Consider the following 26,206-nt stretch of genomic DNA (forward strand, 5'->3'; position numbering starts at 1 on the left):
GAGATTACTATACAACTAGACAAATAATAGGCGAGTCGGCGCATCCCGTCCATCCGCTTGTTGTGAAAGTTTCGTGACACGAACAGGGGGCCGCCCGTGGCACGCACACCCATCTGGAAATCCATCGCCGCCACCCTGTCCTCCGAGATCGCGGATGGCGCCTACCGCCCCGGCGACAAGCTCCCGACCGAGGCGCAGATGGCGTCCCGCTTTGGCGTGAACCGGCACACGGTGCGCCACGCCCTGTCGGCGCTGGTCGAGGCGGGCACTGTCCACACAAGACGCGGGGCAGGGGCCTTCGTTGCGCAAACGCCCACCGACTATCCCATCGGCAAGCGGGTGCGCTTCCACCAGAACCTGCGCGCGGCGGGCCGCATTCCGGCCAAAGAGGTGCTGTCTGTCACAACCCGCCTCGCCAACAGCAAGGAACGCGAGGCACTGGGCCTTGGCACAAATGACCAAGTCCACACCTACGAGGGGCTCAGCCTCGCCGACAACCAACCCATCGCGCTCTTCCGCTCGGTCTTTCCAGCCGCTCCCTTTCCGGACCTGCCCGGTGCACTGAACCAATCCGGATCAGTCACGGCAGCCCTGCACACTGGGGGCGTCACCGACTACACCCGCGCCTGGACCCGCCTCACGGCCAAGTCGGCAACGGCGACCCAGGCCCTGCACCTGCGCATTGCCGAAGGCGCGCCGATCCTGCGCAGTGACAGCCTCAACATCGACACCACAGGGCGACCCATCGAATTGGGCCGTACGTGGTTCGCGGGCGACCGGGTCAGCCTCACGCTGGCCGAGGACATGTGAAAGATTTGTGACGTCACCGCGCTGACATATCCACAGGCTACCATCACGGGAAACACGTTTCGCGCTATACCCTGATCGAGCCCACAGATGCCCCGACCCTTTCCCGCCTTTTGCATGACCGGCGCCCGTATCCTGCGCGATGGAACGCTGTTGGACGCTCCGCTCAGCGTGGCCGAGGGGCAGGTGGTCGACGCCGCGCAACCCCAGCTCGACCTCTCCGGCTACCTCGTCCTGCCCGGCATCATCGACCTGCACGGCGACGCTTTCGAACACCACATGGCGCCGCGTCCCTCCGCCCCGTTCCCGTTTGAAACGGGCCTCGTCGGCACCGACCGTGACGCTGCCGCAAACGGTGTCACGACGGCCTGGATGGCCCAAAGCTGGAGTTGGGAGGGCGGGCATCGTGGCCCCGACTATGCGGAAGGATTCCTCGCGGCCCACGCCGCCTACCGCCCCCGGATGCAGACGGACCTGCGCATCCAGATCCGGTGCGAAACGCACACCGTCGATCAGAAAGACCGGCTGATCACCGCGATCCGCGACCATGGCATCGACTATGTGATCTTCAACAATCACCTGGACGAGGCACTGGACCTCGCCCGCACCAAACCCGAAGAGATCGTCTATTGGGCTCGCAAATCCGGGCGTACGGCGGACGAGCACATGGCGCGCGTGCATGCCGCTCAAGCACAGGATAAAGACGTACCGCGCTATCTCTGCGACCTCGCTGCCGCCTTCGACCGGATGGGCGTCACTTATGGCAGCCACGACGACCACGATGCAGCGACGCGCGAACACTACTCGATGATCGGGGCCAAGATCTGCGAATTCCCTACCTCGATGAAGGCCGCACTGGTCGCGCGCGCATGGGGTGACCCGATCCTGATGGGTGCGCCAAACGTGGTGCGCGGCGGCAGCCAGTCGGGCAACATCGCGGCCTCCGTTCTGGTTGCCGAAGGAGCCTGCGACGCGCTGGTATCGGACTACTACTACCCCGCCCTGTCCCAGGCCGCGTTCAAGCTGGCGGACAATGGCGTCCTGACCTTCGCCAAGGCGTGGGAGATGATCTCCACCCGCCCGGCGGCCATCATGGGCCTCGCTGACCGCGGCACGCTGGACACCGGCAAACGCGCCGATCTGACCATCATCAACGCCGACACCCGCCAGATCGAGGCGACCATGGCCGGTGGCCGCTGGACGCATCTCTGCGGAGAGGTCGCCGCCCGTGTCAGCGACGCACCGGCACGGTTGTCAGTGGCCGCCGAATAGGGCGGATCATGATCCGCCTTACGTAAGGCGCACCCGTGGTGCGCCACCGTCACGCGTACTTTTCAAGAAACGCCTCTGCGCTCAGCGCGCGAAAGTCGTCCAACCGCGCCCGCAGCGTTGCGTGGTCCCAATCCCACCAGGCCAGCGCCATCATCCGGTCCGCCACCCCGGGGGCATAGCGGTCCCGGATCTTCGTCGCCGTCACCCCGCCCACGATGGTGTAGGGGGCCACATCCTTGGTCACGATGGCGCCGGATGCGACGACCGCCCCGTGGCCTACCGTCACCTCCGGCTTGATTTGCGCATTGTGACCAATCCAAGTGTCATGCCCGACAAAGGCGCGTCGGGACGCGCGATGCTCAAACCAATCGGCGTCATCCTCTGCATCCTCCCAATACCCTGCCGACCGGTACATGAAATGATGCAGCGACGCGCGCTCCAGCGGGTGATCGGTGGCCCCAATCCGCACAAAGCTCGCCAGATTGGAGAACTTGCCGATTGTCACGTTGGCCAGATCGCAAAACCGATCACAATAGCTGTAGTCACCCATCTCGACCTGCGCCAGACGTGTGCCCGTTGCGATCACGGTATAACGCCCGAGGGTCGTGTTCACATGATCGACCCCGTCGTGAATGAGGGGGTCACCCGAAGCGTTTGCCATCAATGCCCGCCGTCGTCGCCCTTGATCAGCTTGCGGCGCAAGAGGCCGGAAAGCCAGTCCATGAACACCACCATAACGATGATCAGCAGGATGTAGTAGCTGACCTCTTCCCAGTCCTTCTGGGTGATAATGGCCTGCGTCAGCAGCAGGCCAATGCCACCCCCGGTGATGGCCCCGATGACGGTGGCTGAGCGGGTGTTGGATTCCAGGAAGTACAGGATCTGACTGATCAGAACCGGCGTGATCTGGGGGATGACGCCAAAGCGGTAGCGTTGCAGCGGTTTGGCCCCGGTCGATTGCACGCCCTCGATCTGCTTCTTGTCCACATTCTCCAGGGCCTCCGAGAACAGCTTGCCAAAGGTGCCGGTGTCGGTGATCAGGATCGCCAGCGCGCCGGTCAGTGGGCCAAGGCCAAAGGCGCGGCTCAGGATGATCGTCCAGATCAGCGCATCGACGCCGCGGATAAAGTCGAAAAGCCGCCGTGTCGCCATGCGGACCGCCACCAGCGGCGCAAAGTTCCGCGCGGCGAGGAAGGCCAGCGGCAGTGCAACGATGGCACCGCCCATGGTACCGAGAAAGGCCATCAGGATCGTCTCGAATATGGCCCAGGCGACATCGCCATGCCGCCACATGGCATTGTTCCAGAAGTCGTGGGCAATTGTGCCCGCCTCACCGTTGACGGCGCGGCCCACCACCTCACCAAAGCTCATCCCGTGATAGGGGCTGTCGAGGGTGAAAAAGAACAGCTCCCACCCGACGAAGTACCGAAACACCTCCGTCCGGTTGCGGGTGACGGACAGGCGGCCCGCCTCGGTCGTGATCGCCACGCGGTTTTTCGAGGCGCTGATCCAGTCCGGCAACTCTTCGGTGGGATAGTTTTGAAACACACCCTGCGACCGGGACACCTCGAACGTCATCAGCCCGTAACCCGGCACGTCATAGGTCACACCGTTGTTCTCGGGCAGGTAGGTGATGATGTGACCGTCGCCCAGATCAATCACCGTCTCTTCACCAAGCGAGACCCAATCGGGGGCCTCACCGTTAGGATAGGCACCCTTGTTCTCGCCCTCGATGGCGACGCGCACATCGCCCGAGCGGTTGTCGCGGGTCACGTGGACCTTGTGGCTGTAGGTGTCAGCCACCAGCGCGTGGGCATTGGTCCCGCTCGCCTTCTGGATCAGCTCCGGCACGCCAAAGGCAAAGAAGACGTAAGTCAGGTATGCCAGCACAAGCGCGGGCAGGCCGAAGCCCACCAGCCGTTTGCGCGCCATCACGCGGTCGGCGGACCCTTTCAGGTCGGCGGTATCAAGCATGGTCATCAGCGGCGCTCCGATTTGGACCCGTGGGTCAGGCGGTCACGGTAGTGGCTCGACGTCTGGTCGATCACCACGATGGTCAGGAACAACAGCAGGAAGATGGCCGCCGCCTCGTCATAGCGGCCCTGGCCCCAGGAAATCGCGTTCTTCAACTCGTAGCCTAGACCACCCGCGCCGACGAAGCCAAGGATGGCCGAGGCGCGCACGTTGATCTCGAACCTGAGCAGCGCATAGCTCAACCAGTTGGGCGCGACCTGCGGCACCACGCCCAGAAACATCTTCTGACCCCACGTGGCCCCGACGGAGGCAAGCCCATCAACGGGCTTCAGGTCGGCATTCTCGTTCACCTCGGAAAACAGCTTGCCCAGGGCGCCTGCGGTGTGGATCGCGATGGCGATCATCGCGGGCACCGGCCCGCCGCCAAGGATAAAGATCAGGACCAGCGCCACCACGATCTCAGGGATGGCGCGGCTGATATCCATGATGCGGCGAAAGACCGGGATGAGCATCGGAAAGCGGGCCATGCCGCGCGTGGACAAAAGCGACAAGAAGATGGCCGCCAGCGCGCCCAGCAGCGTGGCAGCAGCAGCGATGTTCACCGTCTCGATCAGCGCTGGAAAAAAGGTCACGAAGTGATCGGGAAACTCAGACAGCTTCCCGCTCGCCTCAATCACCAGTTCAGACGGGTAGTCAAAGAAATTGTCGATCCCACCCCAGAACGAACCGGCATTGCGCCCGCCTGCCACCGAAAACCCGGCGACCATTAGCGCGATAAAAATGATGAGCAGAACAAGGGAGTAAAGACGCTTCTGCCGCGTCAATGCCATGTAATCGTCGTGGATGCCGCCCAGATCGCGCGGGCTTGCTGTGGTCTCTGCCATACCCTTGTCCCCCAATAAATTACCGGGCCCTCAGAAGCTGAGGACCCGGCAGACGCGCGCTTAAATCAGTTGGATTTGGCTTTACGTGCTTCAATCACGGACACATACGCCTCGTGGGTGATCGGGTCGAAACCCAGGCTCTCACCGGCCGAGATGGAGTATGTGCAGTCTTTGTCAGTGTCGAACATGTTGTCGACCAGCGCGGTCATCGTGGCCTTCACGTCCGCGGGCAGATCCTTGCGCAGAACGATGGGACCTTCGGGGATCGGCTTTGACTTCCAGATCTCGACCAGATCGTTCATGTCAACGAGGCCCGCATCGACAGCCTTGCGCAGCGCGCCCGAGTTGTAGCCGTCTTCCCACGCGCCCTGGCCGTCGGCCCAGGTCACACCGGCGTCGATGTCACCGTTGTTGACGGCAACGATGGTCTGTTCGTGACCGCCGGTGAACTTGACCTCACCAAAGTAGTCGCCCGACTCCATGGTGATGCCGTCTTTGTACTGCGGCACCTCGATGGAGGGGATCAGGTAGCCAGAGGTAGAGTTCGGATCACCGAAACCGAACACCTTGCCTTCCATATCGTCGAGCGAGGCGATGGCGCTGTCGGCGCGGGCAAAACCGATGGAGTGATAGCCATAGGAGCCATCGAGGTTGATCTTGACCAGCACAGGCTCAACCGCATCGGGGTTCTGCAGGTAGGTAGCGGCATAGGCCGACGCACCCAGCCACGCCATATCCAGTGTGCCGCCAACAAGGCCCTGGATCACACCGGCATAGTCGGCGGGCGCGAACAGCTTGGTCTCAACACCCAGCGCCTCTTCGGTATAGGCGCGCAGGCACTCGTTCGAGTTCAGGCGGTCCTGGGCATTCTCCCCCCCGAGGATGCCGATGCGGAACTCGGTGATGCCTTCGGCGCTTGCAGTGCCCACCAGGGCAGTTGTTGCCAAAGCGGCAGCGATGATCGTTTTCATGTCTCTCTCCGTTGGAACGAAAAAACCCCGACGTAGATCGCATCGGGGGTGAAGGTCAGACGTAGGCCTCGGCCTCCATCTTGGCTTTCTCCGTAGCGTCCAGTGTCTCGATCTCGGTCGAGGTGGCGCTTTCGGAAAACTCGGCACCCGCGCCGTAAATTTCGCGGGCCATGGATGTGGTCAGCTTGGACGGGTCGGCATCAAAAACGATGCGGCCCGCACGCATCCCGATCACCCGGTCGCAATAGCGGCGGGCGGTATCAAGGGTGTGCAGGTTGGCGATGACCATCCGGCCATCTTCCTCGTGAATGCGGCGCAGCGCCTGCATCACGACCTGCGCGTTCATCGGGTCGAGCGAGGCAATGGGCTCATCCGCCAGAATGATCCGTGGGTTTTGCATCAGCGCGCGCGCGATGGCCACGCGCTGCTGCTGGCCGCCCGACAGGGCCTCCGCCCGCTTGGGGGCGTGTTCGGCAATGCCCAGACGGTCCAGAATGTCGATGGCGCGGTGGATGTCTTCGGTCGGGTAGAGGTTGAACAGCGTCGCCAAGGTCGAGCGGCGATTGAGCGTGCCGTGCAGCACGTTCGACACCACGTCCATACGGGGGACAAGGTTGAACTGCTGGAAAATCATCGCGCACTGGCTCTGCCATTCGCGCTTTGCCGCGCCTTTGAGGGCAGTAATCTCCTGCCCCTCGAAATGGATCGCGCCGGATGTGTGGTCGGTCAGCCGGTTCAGCATCCTCAGCAGCGTGGATTTGCCCGCACCCGACCGCCCGATAATCCCGATCATCTGCGGCTTGTCGACCTCGACGTTCGCCGCATCTACTGCCACGTTCTGCCCAAACGCCTTTGTCAGTTTTTCGATCCTGAGCATTCCATCCCCCGGCTTGCACAGGCGGCGGTATGAAGCGGATAGGATTCGGAAATGTATCAGTTTCGCGAAGATTTTGTGAACGCATGCATCGCCGTCCCGCGGTCTTGCGCATGATGCGTGATACGACTGCGTTGGCGTTGCGAAGCCTTCAGGCTGTGTGCGGTTTCAGCGACATAATGATTTCTGGGCTGGTCCGTGACACAGGCGAACCATCCCAATTGCCCAACATCTCGTCCACAGCCAAACCCGCATTGTGCGCCAATGCCTCAATTCTGTCCGCTGGCATAAAGCGCAGTTGGCTGCGTGATTGATCTGATGCCTGCCCATGGCTGAACGTATAGCGTTCGGAAAAAGTCACGATCTCACCTTCAACATGGGTTAATTCTTGTATGACCTGCACGCAGCCGCCGCCTGGCAAATCTATGGGTGGCTGGGCCCGTTCAGGGGCCCATCTCTCCCAGGCACGCGCACAGGGATTGCGTGTCTCGAACCAGAATCTGCCGTCGCGGGTCAAGCGTGCGGCGACAGCTTCAAACAGTTCAGCGACGTCCTCGTCGGTCAGCAGATACTGAAACGCATGACCGGTCATCACAATGGCATCAAAGCGTCGACCTGCGCCAAGATCCGACACCCGACCGATATGCCAATCCACGCGGTGTGCTTCAGGTTTCGATCTGGCAAAGGCGATCATCTCCGGTGCCGGATCAATGCCGGTGACATCGTAGCCTGCGTGCGCCAGATCTAGTGTGAACAGACCTGTACCGCAGCTTATATCTAAAATACGCGCGGGCGGTGGTGGCAAGCGCGCAGTATAAAAATCAAAATCGGACCGGTCGGAATTCAGCGCGTCGTAGATACGGACCAGGCGCGGCACATCATAAAGCTCATCCATTCACTTTGAATGCCACTTGCGCCCGATCCCTGCCAGGACCGCTTTTCAACACCCCGAAGATCGGCTGATCGCAGCCGTTGGCGGCAGATGACACAACGGGCTCTGCGGAGGCGCAGCACTCAGAATATTCCCGGCCATTTCAAACGTGTACCACTACCGTCAGAATTGAAGTCGGTCAGACCAGTTCCGTCCCGACATCTGCCATATCGTAGGCGCACAACTGCTTAGTGTGGCACCCGATCAGCTTGATTGGCACGAAGCCACTGACCTTGTGATGCTGGACGCCACAGACATGCGCATTGCCGCCCGCATGCGGCGTCCCGGGTATGCTGAGTGCTTTCCCGATCAGTTTATAACTCGAACCGAGTCACGCTTTGCCAGCGAAACAGAACTCGCCAAGACAGTGAACAGCAAAGGCGACTGGATGTTCTATGGGCACGCCCTACGGTCAAAACACGGCTTGGCAAGTTGGTGTCTACTGGAGCCTAGAGTCATCAGTGCTAGCCTGATCCGGAAGACACTGAATGGTTATCCGATCCGCTGGGGTGACAAGCGCAACGCAGATGGCACAGCTTTTAAGTGGTTTGATATCAGGAGCTCTCCGAAGGACCCGCCGTTGGTGGTGGCGCGGAGCCACATGGTTTGAACTGGCAAAGCACTTGTCTTTATGTTGCACCGTCTCACAAGCGTTTAAAACACAGTTTTCTCACCCACTTTCTAAGTAAACAGGAAAACATCACCATCAGCGAGCCCCACCCGCCATTCCTGACGCAACAGAAATGGTTGACTAGATTTCTGCGGCGCACGTTTTTCCTGTTTCAAAAGCCAGAATAAGAGTTGTCTGCGCTTAGAGACTTCGTCAGCGCTCATCTCGATGCCGGTTTGCGCGAGACCTGCCAATTCGGCTGTGCTCGCGTAGAAAGCTGTTGATCCGCTCAGATCCATTTGTCGCCCCCAAACTCGCAATGGTTCGACAGTGGTTATCCACGGCAATGGTTAGGAAATGCTGAAGTGCTCTTTCCCCCATCGGGTGCCAACGCGACTATGCGCGGCTGCCCGCAAGATCACTCGAACTCAAACCAAGGAAAGTGGGTGTCCGGGTGGACTAAGAAGTGCGGTTTTACTGAAGCTTTTGACAAATAAAGAAAAATACCAAGCATATGGTGCACCGGAGGGGAACAACCTAGAACCCTTTTCGGCACCTGAACTACTTGAACAGTTAGAGAACTGGGCGGATATTCTCAAGGCTGAGCCGGAAGTTATCCACAGGCTGGAAAAGATCGCAGCGCACGACCACGAAGAAGAGGTTGAGGGTGATGCGGTGCGCCACACGCCTGCACCCGAGGAGCCTTCGCCATGACGAAGCCTTCTCAGAGCACAGCGCGGGCTTTCCAGGATGCTGCGCTGACATCACCATCAGCTAAACCAAAGCGCAGCGTACGTCGCTCGGTTTCGCCCTTGGTCATTCGCTTGACCGAGGAAGAGCGGGCGCGCCTGGAAGAGTTGGCAGCAGGTATGACGTTGTCGGCCTATGTGCGCGCCTGTGTGTTTGGTCAGGAAGCCAAGCGACGCAAGCGACGGCCCAAAGATGCCGTTGCCGACAAGAAAGCGGCGGCTGAGGCGCTTGCACCGTTGGGGCAGTCAAGATCGCACAGGTCGTTGAACTGACGAGCGCTAACCGCGACACAGTGAAAAAACATCTTGGAGAACTGGTTGCAAACCGTCATTTAACAAAACATGGCATTGGAAAAGGCACTGTCTACACAGCATAAGCGAAACTTTTCTAAGCTAAACCAGGGATGCGGTATTAACTTGATACCCAGTCTCTTGGTACGAGAGCGTTCTGGCCGCGCCATTCTTCAATGATGCATGCTTCAAACCAATCATTGGCAAGGTGGGCATGGTCCAAAACAATGAGTTGAAACGGCGATTCAATCTGCTTGCAACCCTCATACATAAGTTTGAACAACGCCAGTACGGCTTGTCTGTCTTCATCTTTCTCGATCTGGTCCAGCCCGCCTTCCGTTCTGTCGGATGGATAGTAGGCCTGCGTCGGTTGATCCAAGATGAGAAACGCTGGTACTGGTCGATCCCTTTTTCTAAACCACCAGTGTAGAGCCAAATGAGCAAGGACGTGATATCCGACCCAGTTCTCGCCACTTCCCATTCTGTTCAAAGGAATGGGACCATCCTCTGTGTCCGCCACTATGGACAGCTTTTTGATATCCAAACGCAGTGAACTTCCACTGTGCTCCAGATCAAGTTGAGAGGAATACTCGGTCATCTTTTGGCTGATGAGGCTTAGGAACGTGTCCATTCGAGAGGAGGTCTCGTCAGAGTTTAGGTGTGACTTTACAGCGGAAATTTGTTCTCTGAGGCCTTCGATTTCCTCTTTTGTATCCTCGTCTCCCTGATCCGGTTGAACGGACTCTAGGAAATCACGGAGTTTGCCTAGGTAGAGCGGGCGCGCCTGGAAGAGTTGGCAGCAGGTATGACGTTGTCGGCCTATGTCCGTGCCTGTGTGTTTGGTCAGGAATCCAAGCGGCGCAAGCGACGGCCCAAAGATGCCGTGGCCGACAAGAAAGCGGCGGCTGAGGCGCTTGCATTGTTGGGGCAGTCGCGGATTGCAAACAATCTCAATCAGCTTGCCTATCATGCCAATACGTCGCCATGACCCGGCATAGCGAAGAGATGCGGTTGTTCACGAGTGCCGAAGACAGACCGAACTGGGCAAGGCACTATGGGCGGGACATGGCGCAGAAACAGGTCAGGAACAGAGATGGACCGTCCCGGGGGTGATCAGACTAAAGCGGGCGTTCGCGCATACCAGAGGATAATGCCCAAGCAGTACTTTGGTAGCTGATTTGCTTTATCTAGACATAGGACTCGCAAACGAGGATATATGAGCTTTTCGCGGCGCTACGCGAAGCTCACACCGGTGCTTTAGGTGAGGTAAACTCTGACAAAAGCTTGAAAACTGCCGCGCACTGGGATCTGGTTCACCTTATCGTCCACGTGGTCCGCCGCTCGCTTTCTTTTGCGTCTAGCGCTAGTCAGAAGGATGCTGAGCGTTCACCGGTGCCGGCAACTACACTGCCGGGGCCGGTTTTGTGTCAACTGCACTCACTGGCAACCCGCTGTTCTTGGCTCCCAGCGCCATTGGCGGCGCGGCAAATGTGGCGAGCGATGCATCCGTACGCCGAAGTGTTGAACAAATCGCAGTGGTACTACGAAACGGGGCCCTCTTAGAGCGCAGCCAATATCATACGCGGCCAAAAGGATTGTTGCAGCTTTGATCGCATCCCAAGGTGCGCAAGGTCTGACGGCGAAATTCTGAACTTCTGCACTTTCTCGAAGCTCAAACCGCCGGATGAACCTGGTGCAATAGTGTCCTTTCTCAGCAGCTGTCCAACCGAGCCAACTAGCAAGATCCATTCTGCTTTGCCGTAAACAACCCTTGGACAAATGCCGTTGCCTGCTGGCCCAGTGGCTGTCAGTTTTACAGTTGATCTCCCGAAACGAGCAATACGTGTTCGAGAGCGCTCAAAACTCGAGTTACGTGCGCGAAATCTATGCACTAGTAGCAGCCGTTGTTCTTTCGGGGCCTGGAAGTCGGCGAACTCTCGCCTGCGTGAGATGAGTTTACCTGCACGTTAAGACCTCATTAAGGAACTTAGTGCGGAATTTACCTATCGTTTATGGAGGTAAAAAAAATGCCTACACAAGAATGGTTCGAAATGAGAGTGATGCTGGCCGCTGAGCAAGCACGCAAAGCCGGATTTGAGCAAACCTACCTAGCCCTCGTTGACGTGCTTCGCTCTTCGAGGCTGAGCCATGAGCGCATGATAGGTCACCTCTCAACCAGCCAACCCCATGTGTCGCTGCATGGCCATACGAAGAAGCAAGACAGCCACACACGTTTCGGATTTACCGAACATTAACCGTGACGCCTTCTGGTTGACTAGGGAGCAACCTGAGGATTCGTCAATGCATGACCACGATTGGATTATTGAAGTTTGCAATGACTTGAAAGACTACGCAAGAAAACACCACCTGAACCACCTTGTGCCGGGTCTGGATAACGCCTTGAACGCAGCAAGGCATGACGTGTTGTTGCAATCCTCTAGGTCAGCCCATGAACCGATCAGGGACTGCGCAATCCTTGGTGGCTCCATAGGTCTCTGTCAGCACTCAAGAGAAGGCACAGATGATGCCGAAAAAGGTTTCACTGCTCGTCACCAATGGTAAGTGCCGAATAGTTCCTGCATACCGTTACACCGGGACTCGCTGCTAGAAGGCAAAACCATCCTGTTCAATCAACTCTGGGCCGTCATTATCTCGACCAAACGGTTTTACATCGCGCACTGAAAACCTGTTTGTCCAACTCATGCCGTAGTTTGAAAGCACATGCGCATCATCATCCGACTGCTCTAGCCAACCGGTCACTTGCGCGCTGTCCAGAATTACGGGCATGCGGTGGTGGACCTGCTCTATTTCAGGCTCCGCCGGGCGCGTGATGATTGAACATGTTTCGGTTCCATCTCGCAGTACAGAGTGCACGCCTGCGAAAAAGAAGACGGGCGCGTTTTGCTCGACTGTGATGAAGTGAGGCCGTTTCCTTCCTTTTGATCCCGTCCACTCGTAGTAACCCGACGCTGGAATGATGCACCGCCCAGCCTTCCATGCTATCCGAAAGGTTGGTTTCTCTGCCGCAGTCTCAATCCGCGCGTTGAACGTGGTCTGCTTCCAGTCTTTCACATCGCCCTTGTGCCAATGCGGGACGAACCACCAGCGGGCCGTAGAAGCGACCGGAGCGCCATCTCGCATAGTGACGCAAGCAACATCCTGCGTCGGCTTGATATTGTAGCTGACGCGCGTTTCCGTCGGTCTGAGGATCGATAGAAACTCGTGGTACTCGTACCAGCTTAAAGTGCTAAGAATGAAGCGACCGCACACTAGCAGCGATCCAGTTTGTTAGGGTTGAAATTCATTGGTCAAAATCGGTTTCAGGACTTCGTTGGAAGTCTGCGCTTACTTGCTGGAAACGGTCAAGTATGGGCTGGGCTAGTCAACAAACACGGGTAATGGCTGCGTTGAGTGCACCGCAGAAGTCTTCGATAAATTAGCATACTTACTCATCGCAGAACCCGCTGGGCGTGCTCGGTTGCAGAAGCTGCTATGGGTTGGCGAAGCTAGTCGCTAGTTACTGCCGCAGCACAGATGGTTTAGTTGCCTCACAAGCGGAGCGACCCTACTTTAGAGTACGCCCATGGGCACAACCAAGAATAAAACACCCTGATCATAGCTACTCGAAAGACACTTTGCCTGCCAAGATTTCGAAACCTCATGAGGTAGTATCTAATGCCAATTTCAGCTGGAATAGATGAAACCGATATAGAGCATTACATTGCGCAGGTGGAAGCTTCGTCGGTGCTTGGCAGAAGTAAGCGTCGAGCGCGTCTTCTCTCGCATCTAATTCGGTCCGAGTACCTTGAGCAGGGCGATAGGTTGAAAGCCTATTCCATTGGTCTTGATATTTTTGGAAAACCTACCGAGTTTGACCCGGCGGCAGACAGCGTTGTTCGTGTTGAGATGGGTCGCTTACGCTCTGCACTTGCTCTATTTGAAGCAAGCGAGTTCAACGACACTAGAATAATTGTCGATATTCCGGTTGGTACGTATCGCCCAACCATCGAACTGCGTGAACCCGTGGCAGAAGACATAAGCTCAGATGCCGTAGAAGAGCGAGCATTAGTCTACACAAAAATACGGCTATTTGCACGCTACCTAGTCATTCCAGTTCTGGCGGTGATGGCAGTAATGCTTGTACTATGGCAGTCCTTATGGCCACCTGGGGAAGCTCAAACGATTGGGATTCAAGTCAGTGTCACTGACACAACTGACAAGCTAGCAATCGAGGCGAAATCATCACTGATAAGGGCGCTTTCACGAACGACGACCTTCAGTTTACTAGAGCCTAAAACACCAAATGAGTTAGCAACCGGAGCTAGCTTCAAGGTTGCCATATCAACTTCGAATTTAGACGAGATGTTCGCTGTCTCCATCGAGTTGGTAGATTTATCATCGGATCGTTTACTCTGGAGCAGCAAACTTAGCGCAGAGACACAAGCTCTGTTGATATCGGATGTTGAGACCCGATCCGCAAGTGAGCTGCGTGTCCGCCTGTTTGGCGCTTCAAAAGAAATCCTTGAGGGACTGGATCCTGAAGACCTATCCCCTGAGGCTCTATTTGTTCTAGCCACTTGGGTGCCAGGAGTAGCGCGGTCTGCAATCGAGTGGGAGCTCATGCGCGTTCACTACGCACGGCTCGCGTTATCAAAAGATCCAGATTTTGGGGCTGCACATTCGGTGCTTGCTGACAAACTTGGCTATCTTGCGAATGTTTACGAGCCTTCAGACAATCAGGAAACATACGCAGCCGCTTTGTTTCACTCCCAACGCGCGATGGAACTCTCACCACTCGATCCCGACGTTGTATTTAACGTGGCTCAGTCCCATTGGCACTTCGGTCGGCTTTCGCAGAGTAGAAACGCTATGGCTCGCGTATTGGAGCTTGACCCAAGGCATGATCTGGCTCGTTTCCTGCACTTGGTTATCCCGTACACATGTGCAGTTGCCCCACAACAGATACTGGCCGAAGCAATTGACTTTGATCAGACACTATCTGCTGACAATCCACTTCGGTGGATGACCTTAACCTGGATCGGCTGGCTGCATATGTTTCGCGAAGAATGGTCTGAAGCTTTGGCCGCAGAGGAGGCTGCGGCACTCATTTTCGAAACCCCGTATACCTTCATGCGCAGAGCAGCAATTCTTAACCAATTGGATCGTCGTGGAGATGCAATAGACGTCATCAATCGGCAATCTGATAACTGGAATGGGTTCGACCCGAGGCACTATGCTCGCTCAGTGGTTCCGCGTTTGTGCAGCGAATCGAGCCGACCGGAGAGGTTCATTCAGTACTACTCAGATTTGTCTGATGCAATCGACGGACGAATAAATAATTGATATATAAAGATTTTCTGAAGTGTAACCTGTGACAAACCTTTGAAACCTGTTCGTTTTTAACTGTGTCGCCCATGAGGTGGTCCACACGCAGGCTAATCGAAAGGTTGCTTCTATGGACAGCGACGCAAGCAGAGCGCAGCTCGACGACGAGGGTACCGATTTCACTCCCGAAGAACTGGCGGTCTTTGCCGAAGTCAGGGTCTGGATAAACACTCTGTGCTCGGCTCCAAATCCTGTTGGCACCCACCGCCTCTTGCTTGGGACCGCGAGTGAATTGATCGATGCGGCTGCCGACCTCGCGGCGACCCGAGCACCGGGAGTGCAGGTCGTACAACTGGGGCTTTTGGCGGAACGGGTCGCCCAACTAGCTTGCGCCTCAACTGAAAAAGACCGCGACTGACACCAGCTCGTCGCACCATATGGAGTTAAAAATGAGACCGACGTACCGAGGTGACCCGGCTCAAGGGATCCTTGTAGTTTCCTGTGTGCCTGTTGTGGCGGACGCCATAATGCGAATGGCGGAAGACTATAGCTTTTCTAAGAACGCAACAGATGCCGAAACCTTGTTTGCGAGAAACACGTTCGACTGCGTCGTCACGATTGTCGATCCCTCCAATGAAGACAGCTTCAAACAGTTAAGACGGGTCGTGAACGCGGCAAGGAACGGTGGTGTCCCCGTGGTGACAACCGCTGAATTCAATCCCGACTGGATCGACAATCTGGTGTCTCAGTTTGGGTCAACAGCTCACTTTCGGGAGTTTCCAACGACGGCGCAGTTGGATGAGTTTACTCGATCATTCAGTGCAGAGCGCCGGGCTGCAATGGAAAGGACATCGATATGAATTGCGACAATGTCGTGCCATTTCCCCCAAAGGGCACGCCGCCTTCTTCGGTGTGGACCCTTTTTGTGCTGGCAGACCTTCGCCAATTCTTTGTGACCGAAGGGCCCCCAAAAGCAGTAAGTGTCATCGAAGATGCGATACAAGAGTTGGAGAAGGTTCTTATCCCAGAAAGCTGCGATCAGTCTGCGGCTGAACTGAGCGCAAGTATTGCATGGGAAGGAGAAACATCTTCATGAACGTCTTGTTTGTAGGACCAGACGAGCTCTTTTCGCGTGTGGTTAGCCAAGCGGTTGGCCAGGATTGGGAGTTACACAGAGCACAGAGTGTGAACGATATGCTGGACTATCAAGGTACGCACTGCTTTCACGCCGCTTTGTTTGGAATGTGCGATAACGCGTTGAAAATGGCGCATGCAGCACGCGTCGCGAAGAACGAACTGAGTACGCCTATTACTATCGGCCTTGTACCTCGCAGCTTAGCTGATGGTTCCGCAAGTTCAGTCGCAGCTTATACCGATGCATTCATAGTCGACTGTGGGGATGATCGGCTCGCTAAGCTGCAGTGCGATGCAATACTGCGTATCGCGAACGGGCTGATCGCTCAAAACGTTACTTGCGGTGACGTCACATTCCACACCTCCGGCAATGCTTTTTCCGTAAATGGTGAATTGCTAAACCTAACGCGACGGCAATATCAGGTTCTTGAGCTTCTGTTCCTGGGGGCTGGCAAAACGATCACTGCAGACATGGTCTTTAACCACATCTACGGTTGGCAAGATACACCCAGCACCAAGGTGATCGATGTATGGGTTTGTCAACTTAGGCGAAAGCTGCGCGAGGCGGGATCAACATCAAACTGCATTCAAACAGTTTGGGGCGAGGGTTACGCATTGCGAGTACAATCGATCAGCGGTAAGCCTAAGGCAGCATAGCTGAAACCCAATTGCCGCTTAAAAGGAATTTCTCAGCACTAGTGTCACGAACTATGGTGCACTGCCGCAATCGAACGGTTCTCAGAATTTGAAAGCTCGAGTTATGACTGACAGTTGTTCGTGTCAAAATGCTCAGAACATTACATCGCACGTATTTTTAACGGCTTCTGAACAACAGTGTAACAGGTCTGATCGTGTTGATCAGACCTGTTTAGTTTTTGGCTTCGGAGGTTTGATAGGTTTATTGGGCGACTGCCACCGCCGGGTATTACGCTATGGCACAATCGAAAACACAGAGTTAATCATCGGATGTTTCTCATGGAGTTCGTCTGCCACGAGCGGTGATCGACTGATCACCTGTTCAGACGGTTCGAACTCACCGTCACTTTCCTGGGAAACATCTACAAAATACCGGCTTGTTTCAGGCAGCGCGCCATATCGATACACGTAGTCTGCGAGCAAACACTCTAAACGTACAATCTTCTCTTGGTCTGTCATGTGCTACTCGACTCAGCAAAATTAGCAGACAACTACCAAGAGACAACTGCGAGAAAAACTGACTAAAAATTCAAGGTTTCGATGACAGGATCGAACACTGATGGGTGATTTCTGTACCCTTGATGGTCAACTCACCTCCTCCGATTAGCCAGAAATCCTGCGAGCCCGTAGCCCAGCTATCGCAATCGATATCTACTGCTAAGCCAATCCATCGTTCCTTAGCGCAACACTTGGTCCGCGAGCGGTGTCATCGGCATCAAGGAACTGGATGCCTTGGGCTTCGAGGATTTATCGAACCGGGCGCCCAGTCATTGACTATCAGTCTTCACAGGTAAGCCGCGCACTTCGTTGGCCAGATCAATGGTTTTGCTCAACAAGGCCTTGCGCGTACTCAGTAGAGCCCGAACCCCGTGTGCCTCCCGGCTTTTCATATGAACGGGGCTGGACCAACCGGTCCGCAGGATCTGGGCAATGCTGCATGCGTGGTTCCGATCCGTCTTGTTGCGCATCGCTGACAAGGCAGCATTGACCTGGCGCGCCTCCAAGCAGACGACGTCAAATCCTTCGGCCTTCAAACCGTAGAACAGATGCTGGCTCAACGTGCCCGATTCAAAGCCAACGCGCTCGATCGGAAAGCGAAGCGCAATCAGATACCTGCTGATGTCCCGTGTTCTGCTAAAGGCTCTCGGCACTCTCGGGCTTGGCGGCTTTCTGTGGATCAGTCTCGACCTGCCAGAGAGATGATCCCGCCATCATATGCGCAGCTACAAGACGCAGAGCAATGCCACTGTTGTCCAGAAGATCAGCCCGGACAGCCGCGTGACGATGCAGATCAACGTAGTTCTGAGCCGCCTTGGTCAGTTCGGGCTTGGGTGCGGCGGTGGTGCGCTGTGCAGCCTTCTCGCGCCGCTTGGCTTCCGCGTTGGTGATGTAACCTTTGTGGAAGGTGACCTCTCCTTGCGTGGTGGTTGTGATGAACACTTTTCCGCCGTCTGCTTTGGATGCTTTGCGATGATCCCACGTGGCAAACCATGCGCCTTGCTCCATGACAATCACATCTGCCCAGCCCTCGGCTTTGAGGTCTTCGACAGCATGTGCGATGGCTGCGTTCTGCTGCGACCAAAACGCCTCCGCATCGGCAAAATACACCTCATCACCAAAGAGATCGGACACGATGGCAAGTCCAGACGCGTCCACATCAAAGAGCGCGTTGGTGACAGGGATATGTGCCCCACCAAAGAGCCAGTCTTTCAGGTGCTGGCCTGTGGGCACATAGGCGTTCTCGTCCTTCACCAATGCCCACCATGCTTTTTGCTGCTTGGGGGTCGCCATGGTCAGAACGCGGATGTCGCGGGCATGGATGTCGCCTTTGCGATAGGCTGTGAGGATGGGCCCATAGAGCCGCCCCAACGCCAGCCGCTGCGACACCATGCGTTCGGTGATCCCGAAGGTAGCGGCAATGTCCGCTGGCTCCCGCCCCTCTTTGACCAGCTTGGCAAAGGCTTTGTACTGATCCACCTCGTCCATGGGCAGGCGTTCGATGTTTTCCGCCAATGAGGCTTCAATTGCAGTTGCATCATCGCCCTCCACCATGATCAGGCACGGCAGCGGGTCAATGTCGCCATCCCCGATAAAGATTTGGAAGCGGCGGCACAGCCGCCTCAATAGATGCGTCAGGGGGCAATGCCCGCAGGGCGGAAACAAGCGCAGCGCAGGTTCCGTTCACGCGCACCCGGCCCGCAAGGGAGACGCCCAACTCTCACTGGATACCAAATGAACGCCTATATTGGCCGAGTGACCTGACACGAAATCAGAGTTGAGGCTTTGATCATCGCGCACTAGGGAGCCCAAAGACGAGAAGGAAGACAACATGACAGAGATCAATTGGGATGCGCTTTCGCTGGATGAGCTGAAAGACATTCAGAAGAAGGCCACCAAAGCCATCGACAGCTACAAAGCGCGCAAAAAGAAAGAAGCGCTCGCCGCAGCTCAAGCTGCCGCTGCCGAACTGGGCTTTTCACTGGGTGAACTGACGGGCGATGCCAAATCCAAAGGCACGAAGTCCGCACCAAAATACTGCCACCCTGAAAATCCTGCCAAAACTTGGACTGGCAAGGGTCGCCAACCCAATTGGGTAAAGGACGCTCTCGCCAACGGCAAGTCATTGGAAGACCTGCTGATCGCAAAGTAAACTCACCCAAAAACCTAAAAGAAAAGAGGCGTGCCTCTCAGCACGCCTCTTTCCCACACGCAGTTACGCAAACGCTAGGCGGGGCCATCCGTAGATGGCTCTACAACCTCATTGTTTGGCTGCTGATCGTCTTTGACGGTGCGCAGAACCAAGCGCCCGTCGACGGGTAAGGCATCCATGCGCACCTCATAGCCTTCCCCATCCTTGTGTGCCCAGGCGGCCGCAATCTTGCTCCAAACAGATTTTTGGCCATCACCAATTGGCGTGACGGTATAGCCCAACAAGAATGGCTTGTTGTTGACGGGTTTGGTTGCTGATCTGTGTTCGTTACTCATAAACATACTCCTTACTCAAAACGTTGAACGAATGAGAACATATAAAGAACAAACAGCAGCGCGAGCGCAAGAAAATTCAGCAAAAACATACGGGTGTATGTAGCGAACGCCAACGCGGAGGGCGGGAACCGGACCTGCGCTGCAGCTGCACACAGTTCAAGCTCAGCAGTGGAAGCTGCCACTCACTTCGCGCTCTAAATGACATTTTCTGGCAATTTCCCAAACAACTTGCCCGTAGATGCAAAGCGGTCAGTGGACAAGCATGACGCAAGCTATTGTTTGCGTGCTTAGTGCAACTAACGCTGGTCTTTTGTCGACTTTGCGTTCGGGCAGGCAACCGTGTGCGCGCAAGCTGCGGCAAGCAGACTGGCCACAAAAATCGCTCCAACGGAAACCCGCATATCGACATCGACAAGCGCCGTGACCATCAGGATACCACCCAGCCGCGCCGCGCTAATATCAATGCTGGTCGCAAGGGCCTCAAGGCCAGTGGGGGAAAACCGCAACACCATTTGTGTCGACGGTGAATTGCTGCAGGCTAGCCCAAATCCGACCAGACACGCTGACAGCATCAGAAGAAGGATTTCCGTGCTAAAAGCAAGTAACAAGCCGACTGAGATCAGTATTGGCGCAGACACCATGATGAGCCGAAGGCGATGGTTGTCGACCAGGTTGCGCAGCAGCGCGCTCAGGATGGAAAAGGACAGCCAGAGTGCAGACAGGACCAAGCCTACGCTAGCTGTGTCCTTGCCGCTTTCAACCAGCAACAGCGGGACACGAAACAGAAAATATGTAATCGCTCCATAGGTCGCAAAGACATATGCGAACGTTAACCACAGCTTCTTTGACCTGAAAATTGCGGTGTAGTCTGTTGAGGTTTTTGCCGAAGGTGTTGCTTTGCCGGTCCTTTGTGACAGAGTGACTAAAATTAAGGACAGACCCGCGACAAATGCGATGAACAGAAATGCCAAGTTCCAATTCGCTTCGGTCAGGAGTGTCCCATAAGCCAAAGGTGCAAAGGCTGCGATGTATCCCGCGGTGCTGCCCCACAAAATGAGCGTCCGACCGGGTTTGCGCGGCGCGGCTTGTGTCAGAAGCACCGGTATCAAGGGCGAAAACATTCCTGCGCCCAGACCTTGGCAGACCCGACCAATGATCAACGTAGAATTATCGGTCGCTGCATAAATGAAGACCGACCCCGCCAGAAACAGCACGACGCCCAAGGCGAAAACCTGTGACGAATTGAACCTATCCCCCCCTATCGCGCAGGCGACAATACCCGCAGCCATCGCGATGCTGTAAGCATTGAAAACCAAGGCTATTTCCAAGAGCGAAAGCCCAAGATCCGCCTGGATAGATGGCAACAGCACCGGCACCAGGGTAAGTTCCATGACGAACGCGATCTGAGCCGAAACAGGCCCCAGAATAGCGATGCGAGTCGCCACCTTTGCTGTATCGTCGGTCGCGAGCACTGCTTTTGATGAAGAAACGGACACGTATGTGCTTCAGGCGTTCACTGCGGCATCGACCACACTAAGATCTTGTTCTGGTGTGGTCGCATCGCTTGTAGAGACAGAAGGGGTTCGAGCGCTGACCTTGGGCGGCGTTTCCTCAATCAGTGCAGCCATGTCATCAGCACTCATCCAGATCAGGTGGTCTTCGTCGGTAATCTGTTGATCTGGTCCAATCCAGCGTCCAGGCTCGCAGTGAATGTATCCGTAGCGCAGGTGCGCGCCCTTTGCCGCCAGGGATTTGGGAACCAAAGCGAACATATAGGACGGGTTCCATGTCAACGCGGCGATTTCAAGGAGTAAGCGCGACAGCACGGCCGTGGCACCGTGGCTGCGCGGTCCGGCCAGCCCCTTTGAACGAAGCCAGAAATCACCGTGATATCCCACTCTCCCAGTGATCGCGGTGAGTGCGCGCGGGCCTGTAAACGATGTCTTGTCAGGGTCGGGGGTGGAATCTGGAGTGATGTATTTGTGCCGGTGCAGCGTCAGGTGTTCAGCAAGCGATAGACCCTGTAGGTTCAACAGGCGGATTGCTTGCGTATGGATCAGGTCTCCGCCCGGATCGTACCCGCAGATCCAAAAACCATTCGTGTGGTCGATATACGAGCTTTGCACGTCGAACATCGGATAGACCGGGCTGCGATCGGGCTGCTGCGCGCGGTGGCGGCGATATTCCAGGAAATCATCACCCAGCACCACGTGAATTCCAGCTTCCTCAAGCTCTCTAAGTACATCAGCGAAGCGCGTTATTGTTCGAAATAGTCGGTTCGGTCCGATGCACATGTTCCTTCCCCCTCAGCAACTCAGCGAAAGCAGACGCCACTTCTTTTTAGTCATCGATTGGTTAATGAAGTATTGCTTTGAGCACGCTGACCAATCGGTTGGCAAAGGTATGCGGTCCAAGGAGGTATTTTTTCCTCAAGTTCGCCACATCTCACATTTCTGGCCCACCAATGGGCCGGGTACTTCTGGCTGTCGCTCATCGAACCGTACCTAAAAAGACACCGTTCGGTAACGCCCGCCAAGACCGCCAATCATCACAACAGACCGTTCCCTCAGTTGAGCAAACTGACTTTGGGTCAATAGCTTTTCGGTGACTTACGCTTGCAACAAACCCGGACACCAAATCCGTTTCCTTGCCCTGTCGACCCCTAAAATTTGACGGAATTTTCAGTGTCCGTTGCCCTATTTCTGCCCAGAAAACATTGGAAGCAAGACCCACATGAGTGGGTGCGGCATGACTTCCAAAAACGATATAAACCGGTTTACACAAATCTCTTTTCCGCCATCCGGTGCGGTGAACGCTCTCAAGGGCACCCCAGTTGAAGGGCCAGGCGGCAGATGGGTGCCTTGCGCAACCGCACTGGAAAGCGGTGCCTTCATTGCGTGTCTTTATGAGGTTGGCGCCGGACGGCGGCAGGTCTGCGGAGATGCGACCCCTAGGGCATCCGAGACGGAAGCGTTGACGCGGGCTGTTGATCTCGCGGTCATCGCCGCAGCATAGCCGTTCATCGTGGCATCGTTAACTACGCGCGCAAACTAACTAGCTCGCTTTCTCACTATACTCCTCCTCCTGACTTGCCCCATAGGACCGGGCGCGCGGCCAGAGCAGCCCATCTGTCGCGCACAACAAAGCTTTCAGATCTTCTGCGCTCATGGGGCGTCCAAAGAAGTAACCTTGCAGATAATCGCACCCGAGCGCGCTGACCACGCGCGCATGGTCTTCGGTCTCGATGCCCTCGGCAACGATCCGCATCCCAAGACTTTTGCCAATTCCGACAATCGAAGAAACTAACCGTTGTTTGGTAACATCATCCACAATCGGCTGAATGAAAGATCGGTCGATTTTCAGAATGGATGGCTTAATCTCAAGCAAACCGCTGACAGATGCATGACCGGTACCAAAATCATCAAGAGCGATTGTAACGCCGATCTCATCAAGTTCGTCGATTGTCCAGCGTACGAGGTCGCCAAGCCGGTCCAGATACACGGATTCAAGGATTTCGATTGTAAGCCGATTGGGCGCAATCCCCGAACTTCGAATGTCATGGATGAAAGTTGGGTCCATCAAGCGCGCCGCAGAGACATTGATGGCTACCCGTGGCAGCAACACATCCGCTTCGTCAAAAACTGCTATGGCCAATTTCAGTTTCTCAAAGACGATCTTATCGACCTGCTTGAGGATTCCCACGTTTTCGGCGCTATCAAGGAATTCAACAGGTGGCAGGATGCCTCGTGTTGGATGTGCCCACCTGACCAATGTTTCTGCCGAGGCCACCTCCCCCGTTCGTGCATCAACAAGCGGTTGAAAATAAGGGATAAACTCTTGCCTCTCGCAGGCGAGGAAGAGGTCAGATGCAAGCCGTTTCGTTGCAATCGACTGTGCGTGCATCTGCTCGGTGAAAAATGACCACCGCCCTTTGCCCTGTGCTTTGGCATGGTAAAGCGCTTCATCTGCATACGCCACGATGCGTTCGGGATCTTTTGTATTCGCGTTGGCAATGGCCACACCGATGCTGGTGCTGCACGAAGTAGATTTGCCATCGCAAAAAAATGGAGCCTGCATTCTTTGAACTATGTCATCTGCAAGGCCGCTGATCGCCAACGCACTTGAACTCAACGACCGCAAAATTGCGAACTCGTCTCCGCCCAGCCGGGCCACCAGATCAGCATCGTCGGTGAGTTCTCGCAGAATATCTGCGACGGTCACTAGCAGATTGTCGCCCGCCTCATGGCCAAGCGTGTCGTTGACGAATTTGAACCGATCCAGATCGATGTAGAGGACGGCAAATTCCCGACCTTCTTCCTTGAGCCTGTTGATCCAAGTCTTGACCTCAACCTCAAAGTGTCGGCGGTTGGACAGCCCCGTCAATGCGTCTTCGTTGGCATCTTTGGCAACTGACTGTGCCAGTTTGTGCAAACGCGCGTTCTCAAGTTCAAGCGAATGGACTTTCGACAGGATACTGGTGCCATCCTCTACATGCGACACCGCTTCACTTTTGTGTTGTTCGCGCGGCGATCCCTGCCTCCGGTCTCCAAGATCAATGATCGAACACAGCCACCACCGATCTCCCGTAGTGGGGTCAGTCAAATGACTCCAACTCATTCGTTGAAAGTAGGTTTCGCCACCTTTGCGATTGTTAACGGCCTCGGTCTGGAAGTTCTCCCAGTTCATCAGTTTCTCAATAATGAACAGGTGAACACCATGTTCCAGGTCGGCCCCGATGAGGATGGTTCCACGCTGCCCCAACGCTTCATTTGCACTATAGCCAGTGACTTTGGTGAACGGCTTGTTGCACCATTTGAGTTCCATAATCGCCCCATCATCTGGCGATGCCAGTGCCAGAGCGAGACCCTCGGTACACCGGTCACTAATTTGATTGAGGATTTCTGCAGGTACCATCGAACACACTTGTTGTTGCTGTGCCGGGGAACCTTAACGAATGCCAAGTTCGAAACGGTTAAACAGCGTGGTGTTCAGACGCCTATTTGGCTAAAAATTGAAACGCTTTTCGAATGCGTCACGCAGACCTTTGATTGGCGGTGCTGGTTGCGCACAATGAGCGACATCGGCTGGAATGCAGCTTAGTTCCACTTTCCGATACCGCAACGGGGTGAATTCCGGGTAACCTGCGCAAAGTCCAGGTGCTGGACAGTGTAGTCCGTGACCGCACTCTCGCCTCTAAATGAGAATGTCTGATCACTGTTGGGATCATCTGCCTGAGTTCGGTGCAAATCGTCATCAACGGTGTCAGTGATTTCCAAGGTGTTCTTTGAGAGAATGAGGCTCTGCGCGTCTGAAAAGTAGTAGCTGCCGTCGACTTCCTGGGCGTGAATGGACAGACAGGCATTCGGGCGCTCCGCGTTGGACACTCCGCGGTTGAAATCGATTTTGATTAAGGGCTGGTTACGATACCCAGCATATTCTTCAGCCCTAAGCATGCGTAATTGGGCTGATCCTGAACAAAGGTCGAGCTCCCGGTAGGCTCACAGGGAAACTGTGAACAACGGAGATTTCGAATGGAGTATTATGCTGGCTTGGATGTATCGCTGTGGTCTTGCGCGATCTGTGTTGTCGATGGCAAAGGCACGGTTCTGCATGAGCGGGGCCTGCCGTGCGGGATCGAAGAAATCGCGGATTGCTTGGCGGAAGGCACTAGCATTCAGACGAATTCGGGTGCGGCACCCGTTCAGGACATCCGCAGCGGCGATTTTGTCCAGACAAAGGACAATGGTCTCAAAGAGGTACTATGGGTAGGAAAACGGCACATACACCGCGCAGAGCTCCTTCGCTTTCACCAACTGCGGCCAGTGCTCATTCGACCAGGTTTCTTCGGGGATCACGGACCGTTGCTCTTGTCGCAACAGCATAGAGTTCTGGTAGCGAGTGATCAGCTGGGGCTTTCGTTAAGCTGTAGGGAGGCCTTCATAAAGGCAAAGCATCTCGCCGAATACGTCCCAAAAGCCGCTCGGGTCGCAAACGGCAAAACGCACGTTTCCTACTGTCACATTTTGTTGGAAAGCCATGAAGTTCTGTTTTCCGGTGGCATTGATTCCGAAAGCATGCTTCGAGGAGCAATGGCTCTAAAGGGCATGCCGAGGAGAGTTCACCAGCCGTTTCAGTCGCGTAGCGCCCTCTGTTTCTCGAGTTGCCACTTCTAGTGCATGTTCGGCAGCTGTGTTCACGTGTCTCAGGTTGTTCTCTTCCGCGTAGGTATAAAGGTCTTGGCAAAAACGAATAAGCCAGTCGTCGTCGTTCATAACCGTCCCCGTCAAATCACTTCCAAACCCAACGATTGGACGCAATTGGTTAACAGAACTTCAACTCGGCTGGGCTTGTGGATGGTTCAGTGAATAACTTCGCTAAGCCTAACACGTTGCGGGACATTCAACGGTAAAAGTGTTTGATCGGAAGTATCTCGCAGTGCTTGCAGAACCTCTAGCAGGGCGTGGTACGTGTGCACGTAACCATGCCTACGGGCTTCATCAGCAGCGACCAGTACTTTCCACTTTAGGTCTTTGCCGTTGTTCATAGTTAACCCTCACCAACGATGGGTTACGTGTGGTTCGCAGAATTTAACAATCAGTTAACAAAAATCCGATTGAACCCTAGATATGCAAAATGCAGCTTATACTATCGATTTAGTAGGCGCACATCTGCTCCTGCGCTACATATGGGATGACGATTGCAC

26 protein-coding genes are annotated in these 26,206 nt (G+C 55.5%); 11 read left to right on the forward strand and 15 right to left on the reverse strand.

Going from position 1 to position 26,206, the window contains the following annotated elements:
* The first annotated feature begins 96 nt into the window (after positions 1–96).
* Complete coding sequence (gene phnF / locus RA29_RS16655) at positions 97–810, forward strand: phosphonate metabolism transcriptional regulator PhnF (RefSeq protein ID WP_039688090.1); 714 nt, start codon at positions 97–99, stop codon at positions 808–810.
* A gap of 87 nt (positions 811–897) precedes the next feature.
* A complete protein-coding gene (locus RA29_RS16660; protein WP_039688092.1) occupies positions 898–2,079 on the forward strand; it encodes an alpha-D-ribose 1-methylphosphonate 5-triphosphate diphosphatase in 1,182 nt (393 codons plus the stop codon).
* 49 nt (positions 2,080–2,128) lie between these two features.
* Here the strand turns inward: RA29_RS16660 and RA29_RS16665 are convergent, their stop codons facing one another.
* The 6 genes from RA29_RS16665 to RA29_RS16690 all read right to left on the reverse strand — a co-directional run bounded on the left by RA29_RS16665 (position 2,129) and on the right by RA29_RS16690 (position 7,677).
* Positions 2,129–2,740 (reverse strand): chloramphenicol acetyltransferase, encoded by a 612-nt coding sequence (locus RA29_RS16665; RefSeq protein ID WP_039688094.1) that lies wholly within the window; start codon positions 2,738–2,740, stop codon positions 2,129–2,131.
* Complete coding sequence (gene phnE, locus RA29_RS16670) at positions 2,740–4,059, reverse strand: phosphonate ABC transporter, permease protein PhnE (protein ID WP_052249723.1); 1,320 nt, start codon at positions 4,057–4,059, stop codon at positions 2,740–2,742. Before phnE (RA29_RS16670) ends, RA29_RS16665 begins: the two co-directional genes overlap by 1 nt.
* Positions 4,059–4,937 carry a phosphonate ABC transporter, permease protein PhnE gene (gene phnE, locus RA29_RS16675; protein WP_039688096.1) on the reverse strand — a complete coding sequence of 293 codons (879 nt, stop codon included), beginning with the start codon at positions 4,935–4,937 and terminating at the stop codon, positions 4,059–4,061. Before phnE (RA29_RS16675) ends, phnE (RA29_RS16670) begins: the two co-directional genes overlap by 1 nt.
* A 65-nt stretch (positions 4,938–5,002) precedes the next feature.
* Positions 5,003–5,908 (reverse strand): phosphonate ABC transporter substrate-binding protein, encoded by a 906-nt coding sequence (gene phnD / locus RA29_RS16680; protein WP_039688098.1) that lies wholly within the window; start codon positions 5,906–5,908, stop codon positions 5,003–5,005.
* Between the two features lie 55 nt (positions 5,909–5,963).
* Entirely contained in the window at positions 5,964–6,785 is an 822-nt protein-coding gene (gene phnC / locus RA29_RS16685) for a phosphonate ABC transporter ATP-binding protein (RefSeq protein ID WP_039688099.1), read from the reverse strand.
* A 148-nt stretch (positions 6,786–6,933) separates the two neighbouring features.
* Positions 6,934–7,677 carry a class I SAM-dependent methyltransferase gene (locus RA29_RS16690; protein ID WP_039688101.1) on the reverse strand — a complete coding sequence of 248 codons (744 nt, stop codon included), beginning with the start codon at positions 7,675–7,677 and terminating at the stop codon, positions 6,934–6,936.
* A gap of 274 nt (positions 7,678–7,951) precedes the next feature.
* Between RA29_RS16690 and RA29_RS16695 the strand changes: the two genes are divergently transcribed.
* Entirely contained in the window at positions 7,952–8,323 is a 372-nt protein-coding gene (locus tag RA29_RS16695) for a hypothetical protein (RefSeq protein ID WP_241462634.1), read from the forward strand.
* A gap of 71 nt (positions 8,324–8,394) precedes the next feature.
* Here RA29_RS16695 and RA29_RS16700 read toward each other — a convergent pair whose 3' ends face one another.
* Entirely contained in the window at positions 8,395–8,622 is a 228-nt protein-coding gene (locus RA29_RS16700) for a hypothetical protein (protein WP_039688103.1), read from the reverse strand.
* Between the two features lie 187 nt (positions 8,623–8,809).
* On the opposite strand from RA29_RS16700, the gene RA29_RS22930 reads away from it, so the two are divergent.
* Both RA29_RS22930 and RA29_RS22935 read left to right on the forward strand, forming a co-directional pair.
* A complete protein-coding gene (locus tag RA29_RS22930) occupies positions 8,810–9,037 on the forward strand; it encodes a hypothetical protein (protein ID WP_152613053.1) in 228 nt (75 codons plus the stop codon).
* Positions 9,034–9,345: a hypothetical protein gene (locus RA29_RS22935; protein WP_152613054.1), complete on the forward strand. Its 312-nt coding sequence runs from the start codon at positions 9,034–9,036 to the stop codon at positions 9,343–9,345. Before RA29_RS22930 ends, RA29_RS22935 begins: the two co-directional genes overlap by 4 nt.
* 139 nt (positions 9,346–9,484) lie before the next feature.
* Here RA29_RS22935 and RA29_RS22495 read toward each other — a convergent pair whose 3' ends face one another.
* Both RA29_RS22495 and RA29_RS16730 read right to left on the reverse strand, forming a co-directional pair.
* Complete coding sequence (locus RA29_RS22495) at positions 9,485–10,333, reverse strand: DUF3732 domain-containing protein (protein WP_082029580.1); 849 nt, start codon at positions 10,331–10,333, stop codon at positions 9,485–9,487.
* 1,634 nt (positions 10,334–11,967) lie between these two features.
* Complete coding sequence (locus RA29_RS16730; RefSeq protein ID WP_039688111.1) at positions 11,968–12,633, reverse strand: SOS response-associated peptidase; 666 nt, start codon at positions 12,631–12,633, stop codon at positions 11,968–11,970.
* Between the two features lie 405 nt (positions 12,634–13,038).
* Between RA29_RS16730 and RA29_RS22040 the strand changes: the two genes are divergently transcribed.
* The 5 genes from RA29_RS22040 (at position 13,039) to RA29_RS22045 (ending at position 16,479) form a co-directional block, all read left to right on the forward strand.
* Complete coding sequence (locus RA29_RS22040) at positions 13,039–14,706, forward strand: hypothetical protein (protein WP_052249726.1); 1,668 nt, start codon at positions 13,039–13,041, stop codon at positions 14,704–14,706.
* 112 nt (positions 14,707–14,818) lie between these two features.
* Positions 14,819–15,106, forward strand: coding sequence for a hypothetical protein (locus RA29_RS16740; RefSeq protein WP_152613056.1), 288 nt, complete (start codon positions 14,819–14,821; stop codon positions 15,104–15,106).
* A gap of 115 nt (positions 15,107–15,221) precedes the next feature.
* Positions 15,222–15,548, forward strand: coding sequence for a hypothetical protein (locus tag RA29_RS16745; protein WP_039688115.1), 327 nt, complete (start codon positions 15,222–15,224; stop codon positions 15,546–15,548).
* Positions 15,545–15,784, forward strand: a complete 240-nt coding sequence (locus RA29_RS23295) for a hypothetical protein (protein WP_193743561.1) — start codon at positions 15,545–15,547, stop codon at positions 15,782–15,784. Before RA29_RS16745 ends, RA29_RS23295 begins: the two co-directional genes overlap by 4 nt.
* Positions 15,781–16,479, forward strand: coding sequence for a response regulator transcription factor (locus RA29_RS22045; protein WP_052249727.1), 699 nt, complete (start codon positions 15,781–15,783; stop codon positions 16,477–16,479). Before RA29_RS23295 ends, RA29_RS22045 begins: the two co-directional genes overlap by 4 nt.
* A gap of 806 nt (positions 16,480–17,285) precedes the next feature.
* Here RA29_RS22045 and RA29_RS16765 read toward each other — a convergent pair.
* Together RA29_RS16765 and RA29_RS16770 are read right to left on the reverse strand one after the other, a co-directional pair.
* Positions 17,286–17,576 carry a transposase gene (locus RA29_RS16765; protein ID WP_052249728.1) on the reverse strand — a complete coding sequence of 97 codons (291 nt, stop codon included), beginning with the start codon at positions 17,574–17,576 and terminating at the stop codon, positions 17,286–17,288.
* A 76-nt stretch (positions 17,577–17,652) separates the two neighbouring features.
* Positions 17,653–18,642, reverse strand: a complete 990-nt coding sequence (locus RA29_RS16770; protein WP_052249729.1) for a hypothetical protein — start codon at positions 18,640–18,642, stop codon at positions 17,653–17,655.
* A gap of 205 nt (positions 18,643–18,847) precedes the next feature.
* Between RA29_RS16770 and RA29_RS16775 the strand changes: the two genes are divergently transcribed.
* The gene (locus RA29_RS16775; protein ID WP_039688121.1) at positions 18,848–19,168 is read left to right on the forward strand and encodes an H-NS histone family protein; all 321 of its coding nucleotides are present in this window, start codon (positions 18,848–18,850) and stop codon (positions 19,166–19,168) included.
* A gap of 74 nt (positions 19,169–19,242) precedes the next feature.
* On the opposite strand, the gene RA29_RS16780 is transcribed toward RA29_RS16775, so the two are convergent.
* From RA29_RS16780 to RA29_RS16795, 4 genes are all read right to left on the reverse strand, one after another.
* Positions 19,243–19,503, reverse strand: a complete 261-nt coding sequence (locus tag RA29_RS16780) for a hypothetical protein (protein WP_052249739.1) — start codon at positions 19,501–19,503, stop codon at positions 19,243–19,245.
* Between the two features lie 296 nt (positions 19,504–19,799).
* Entirely contained in the window at positions 19,800–20,999 is a 1,200-nt protein-coding gene (locus RA29_RS16785; protein WP_241462635.1) for an MFS transporter, read from the reverse strand.
* A 9-nt stretch (positions 21,000–21,008) separates the two neighbouring features.
* Complete coding sequence (locus tag RA29_RS16790; protein WP_052249730.1) at positions 21,009–21,797, reverse strand: hypothetical protein; 789 nt, start codon at positions 21,795–21,797, stop codon at positions 21,009–21,011.
* 760 nt (positions 21,798–22,557) lie between these two features.
* Positions 22,558–24,327 carry an EAL domain-containing protein gene (locus RA29_RS16795; RefSeq protein WP_241462636.1) on the reverse strand — a complete coding sequence of 590 codons (1,770 nt, stop codon included), beginning with the start codon at positions 24,325–24,327 and terminating at the stop codon, positions 22,558–22,560.
* Positions 24,328–26,206 lie beyond the last annotated feature (1,879 nt).

The organism is Tateyamaria sp. ANG-S1, from assembly GCF_000814025.1.
GTDB lineage: Bacteria > Pseudomonadota > Alphaproteobacteria > Rhodobacterales > Rhodobacteraceae > Tateyamaria.

Coding starts and splice junctions, on each gene's coding strand:
- RA29_RS16665 (WP_039688094.1), bottom strand. CDS start 2,740: ATGGCAAACGCTTCGGGTGACCCCCTCATTCACGACGGGGTCGATCAT.
- RA29_RS16695 (WP_241462634.1), top strand. CDS start 7,952: ATGCTGGACGCCACAGACATGCGCATTGCCGCCCGCATGCGGCGTCCC.
- phnD (WP_039688098.1), bottom strand. CDS start 5,908: ATGAAAACGATCATCGCTGCCGCTTTGGCAACAACTGCCCTGGTGGGC.
- RA29_RS16790 (WP_052249730.1), bottom strand. CDS start 21,797: ATGTGCATCGGACCGAACCGACTATTTCGAACAATAACGCGCTTCGCT.
- RA29_RS22495 (WP_082029580.1), bottom strand. CDS start 10,333: ATGATAGGCAAGCTGATTGAGATTGTTTGCAATCCGCGACTGCCCCAA.
- RA29_RS16775 (WP_039688121.1), top strand. CDS start 18,848: ATGACAGAGATCAATTGGGATGCGCTTTCGCTGGATGAGCTGAAAGAC.
- RA29_RS16795 (WP_241462636.1), bottom strand. CDS start 24,327: ATGGAACTCAAATGGTGCAACAAGCCGTTCACCAAAGTCACTGGCTAT.
- RA29_RS16740 (WP_152613056.1), top strand. CDS start 14,819: ATGGACAGCGACGCAAGCAGAGCGCAGCTCGACGACGAGGGTACCGAT.
- RA29_RS16780 (WP_052249739.1), bottom strand. CDS start 19,503: ATGAGTAACGAACACAGATCAGCAACCAAACCCGTCAACAACAAGCCA.
- RA29_RS23295 (WP_193743561.1), top strand. CDS start 15,545: ATGAATTGCGACAATGTCGTGCCATTTCCCCCAAAGGGCACGCCGCCT.
- RA29_RS22045 (WP_052249727.1), top strand. CDS start 15,781: ATGAACGTCTTGTTTGTAGGACCAGACGAGCTCTTTTCGCGTGTGGTT.
- phnE (WP_039688096.1), bottom strand. CDS start 4,937: ATGGCAGAGACCACAGCAAGCCCGCGCGATCTGGGCGGCATCCACGAC.
- RA29_RS16690 (WP_039688101.1), bottom strand. CDS start 7,677: ATGGATGAGCTTTATGATGTGCCGCGCCTGGTCCGTATCTACGACGCG.
- phnE (WP_052249723.1), bottom strand. CDS start 4,059: ATGACCATGCTTGATACCGCCGACCTGAAAGGGTCCGCCGACCGCGTG.
- phnC (WP_039688099.1), bottom strand. CDS start 6,785: ATGCTCAGGATCGAAAAACTGACAAAGGCGTTTGGGCAGAACGTGGCA.
- RA29_RS16700 (WP_039688103.1), bottom strand. CDS start 8,622: ATGGATCTGAGCGGATCAACAGCTTTCTACGCGAGCACAGCCGAATTG.
- RA29_RS16660 (WP_039688092.1), top strand. CDS start 898: ATGCCCCGACCCTTTCCCGCCTTTTGCATGACCGGCGCCCGTATCCTG.
- RA29_RS16745 (WP_039688115.1), top strand. CDS start 15,222: ATGGCGGAAGACTATAGCTTTTCTAAGAACGCAACAGATGCCGAAACC.
- RA29_RS22040 (WP_052249726.1), top strand. CDS start 13,039: ATGCCAATTTCAGCTGGAATAGATGAAACCGATATAGAGCATTACATT.
- RA29_RS22935 (WP_152613054.1), top strand. CDS start 9,034: ATGACGAAGCCTTCTCAGAGCACAGCGCGGGCTTTCCAGGATGCTGCG.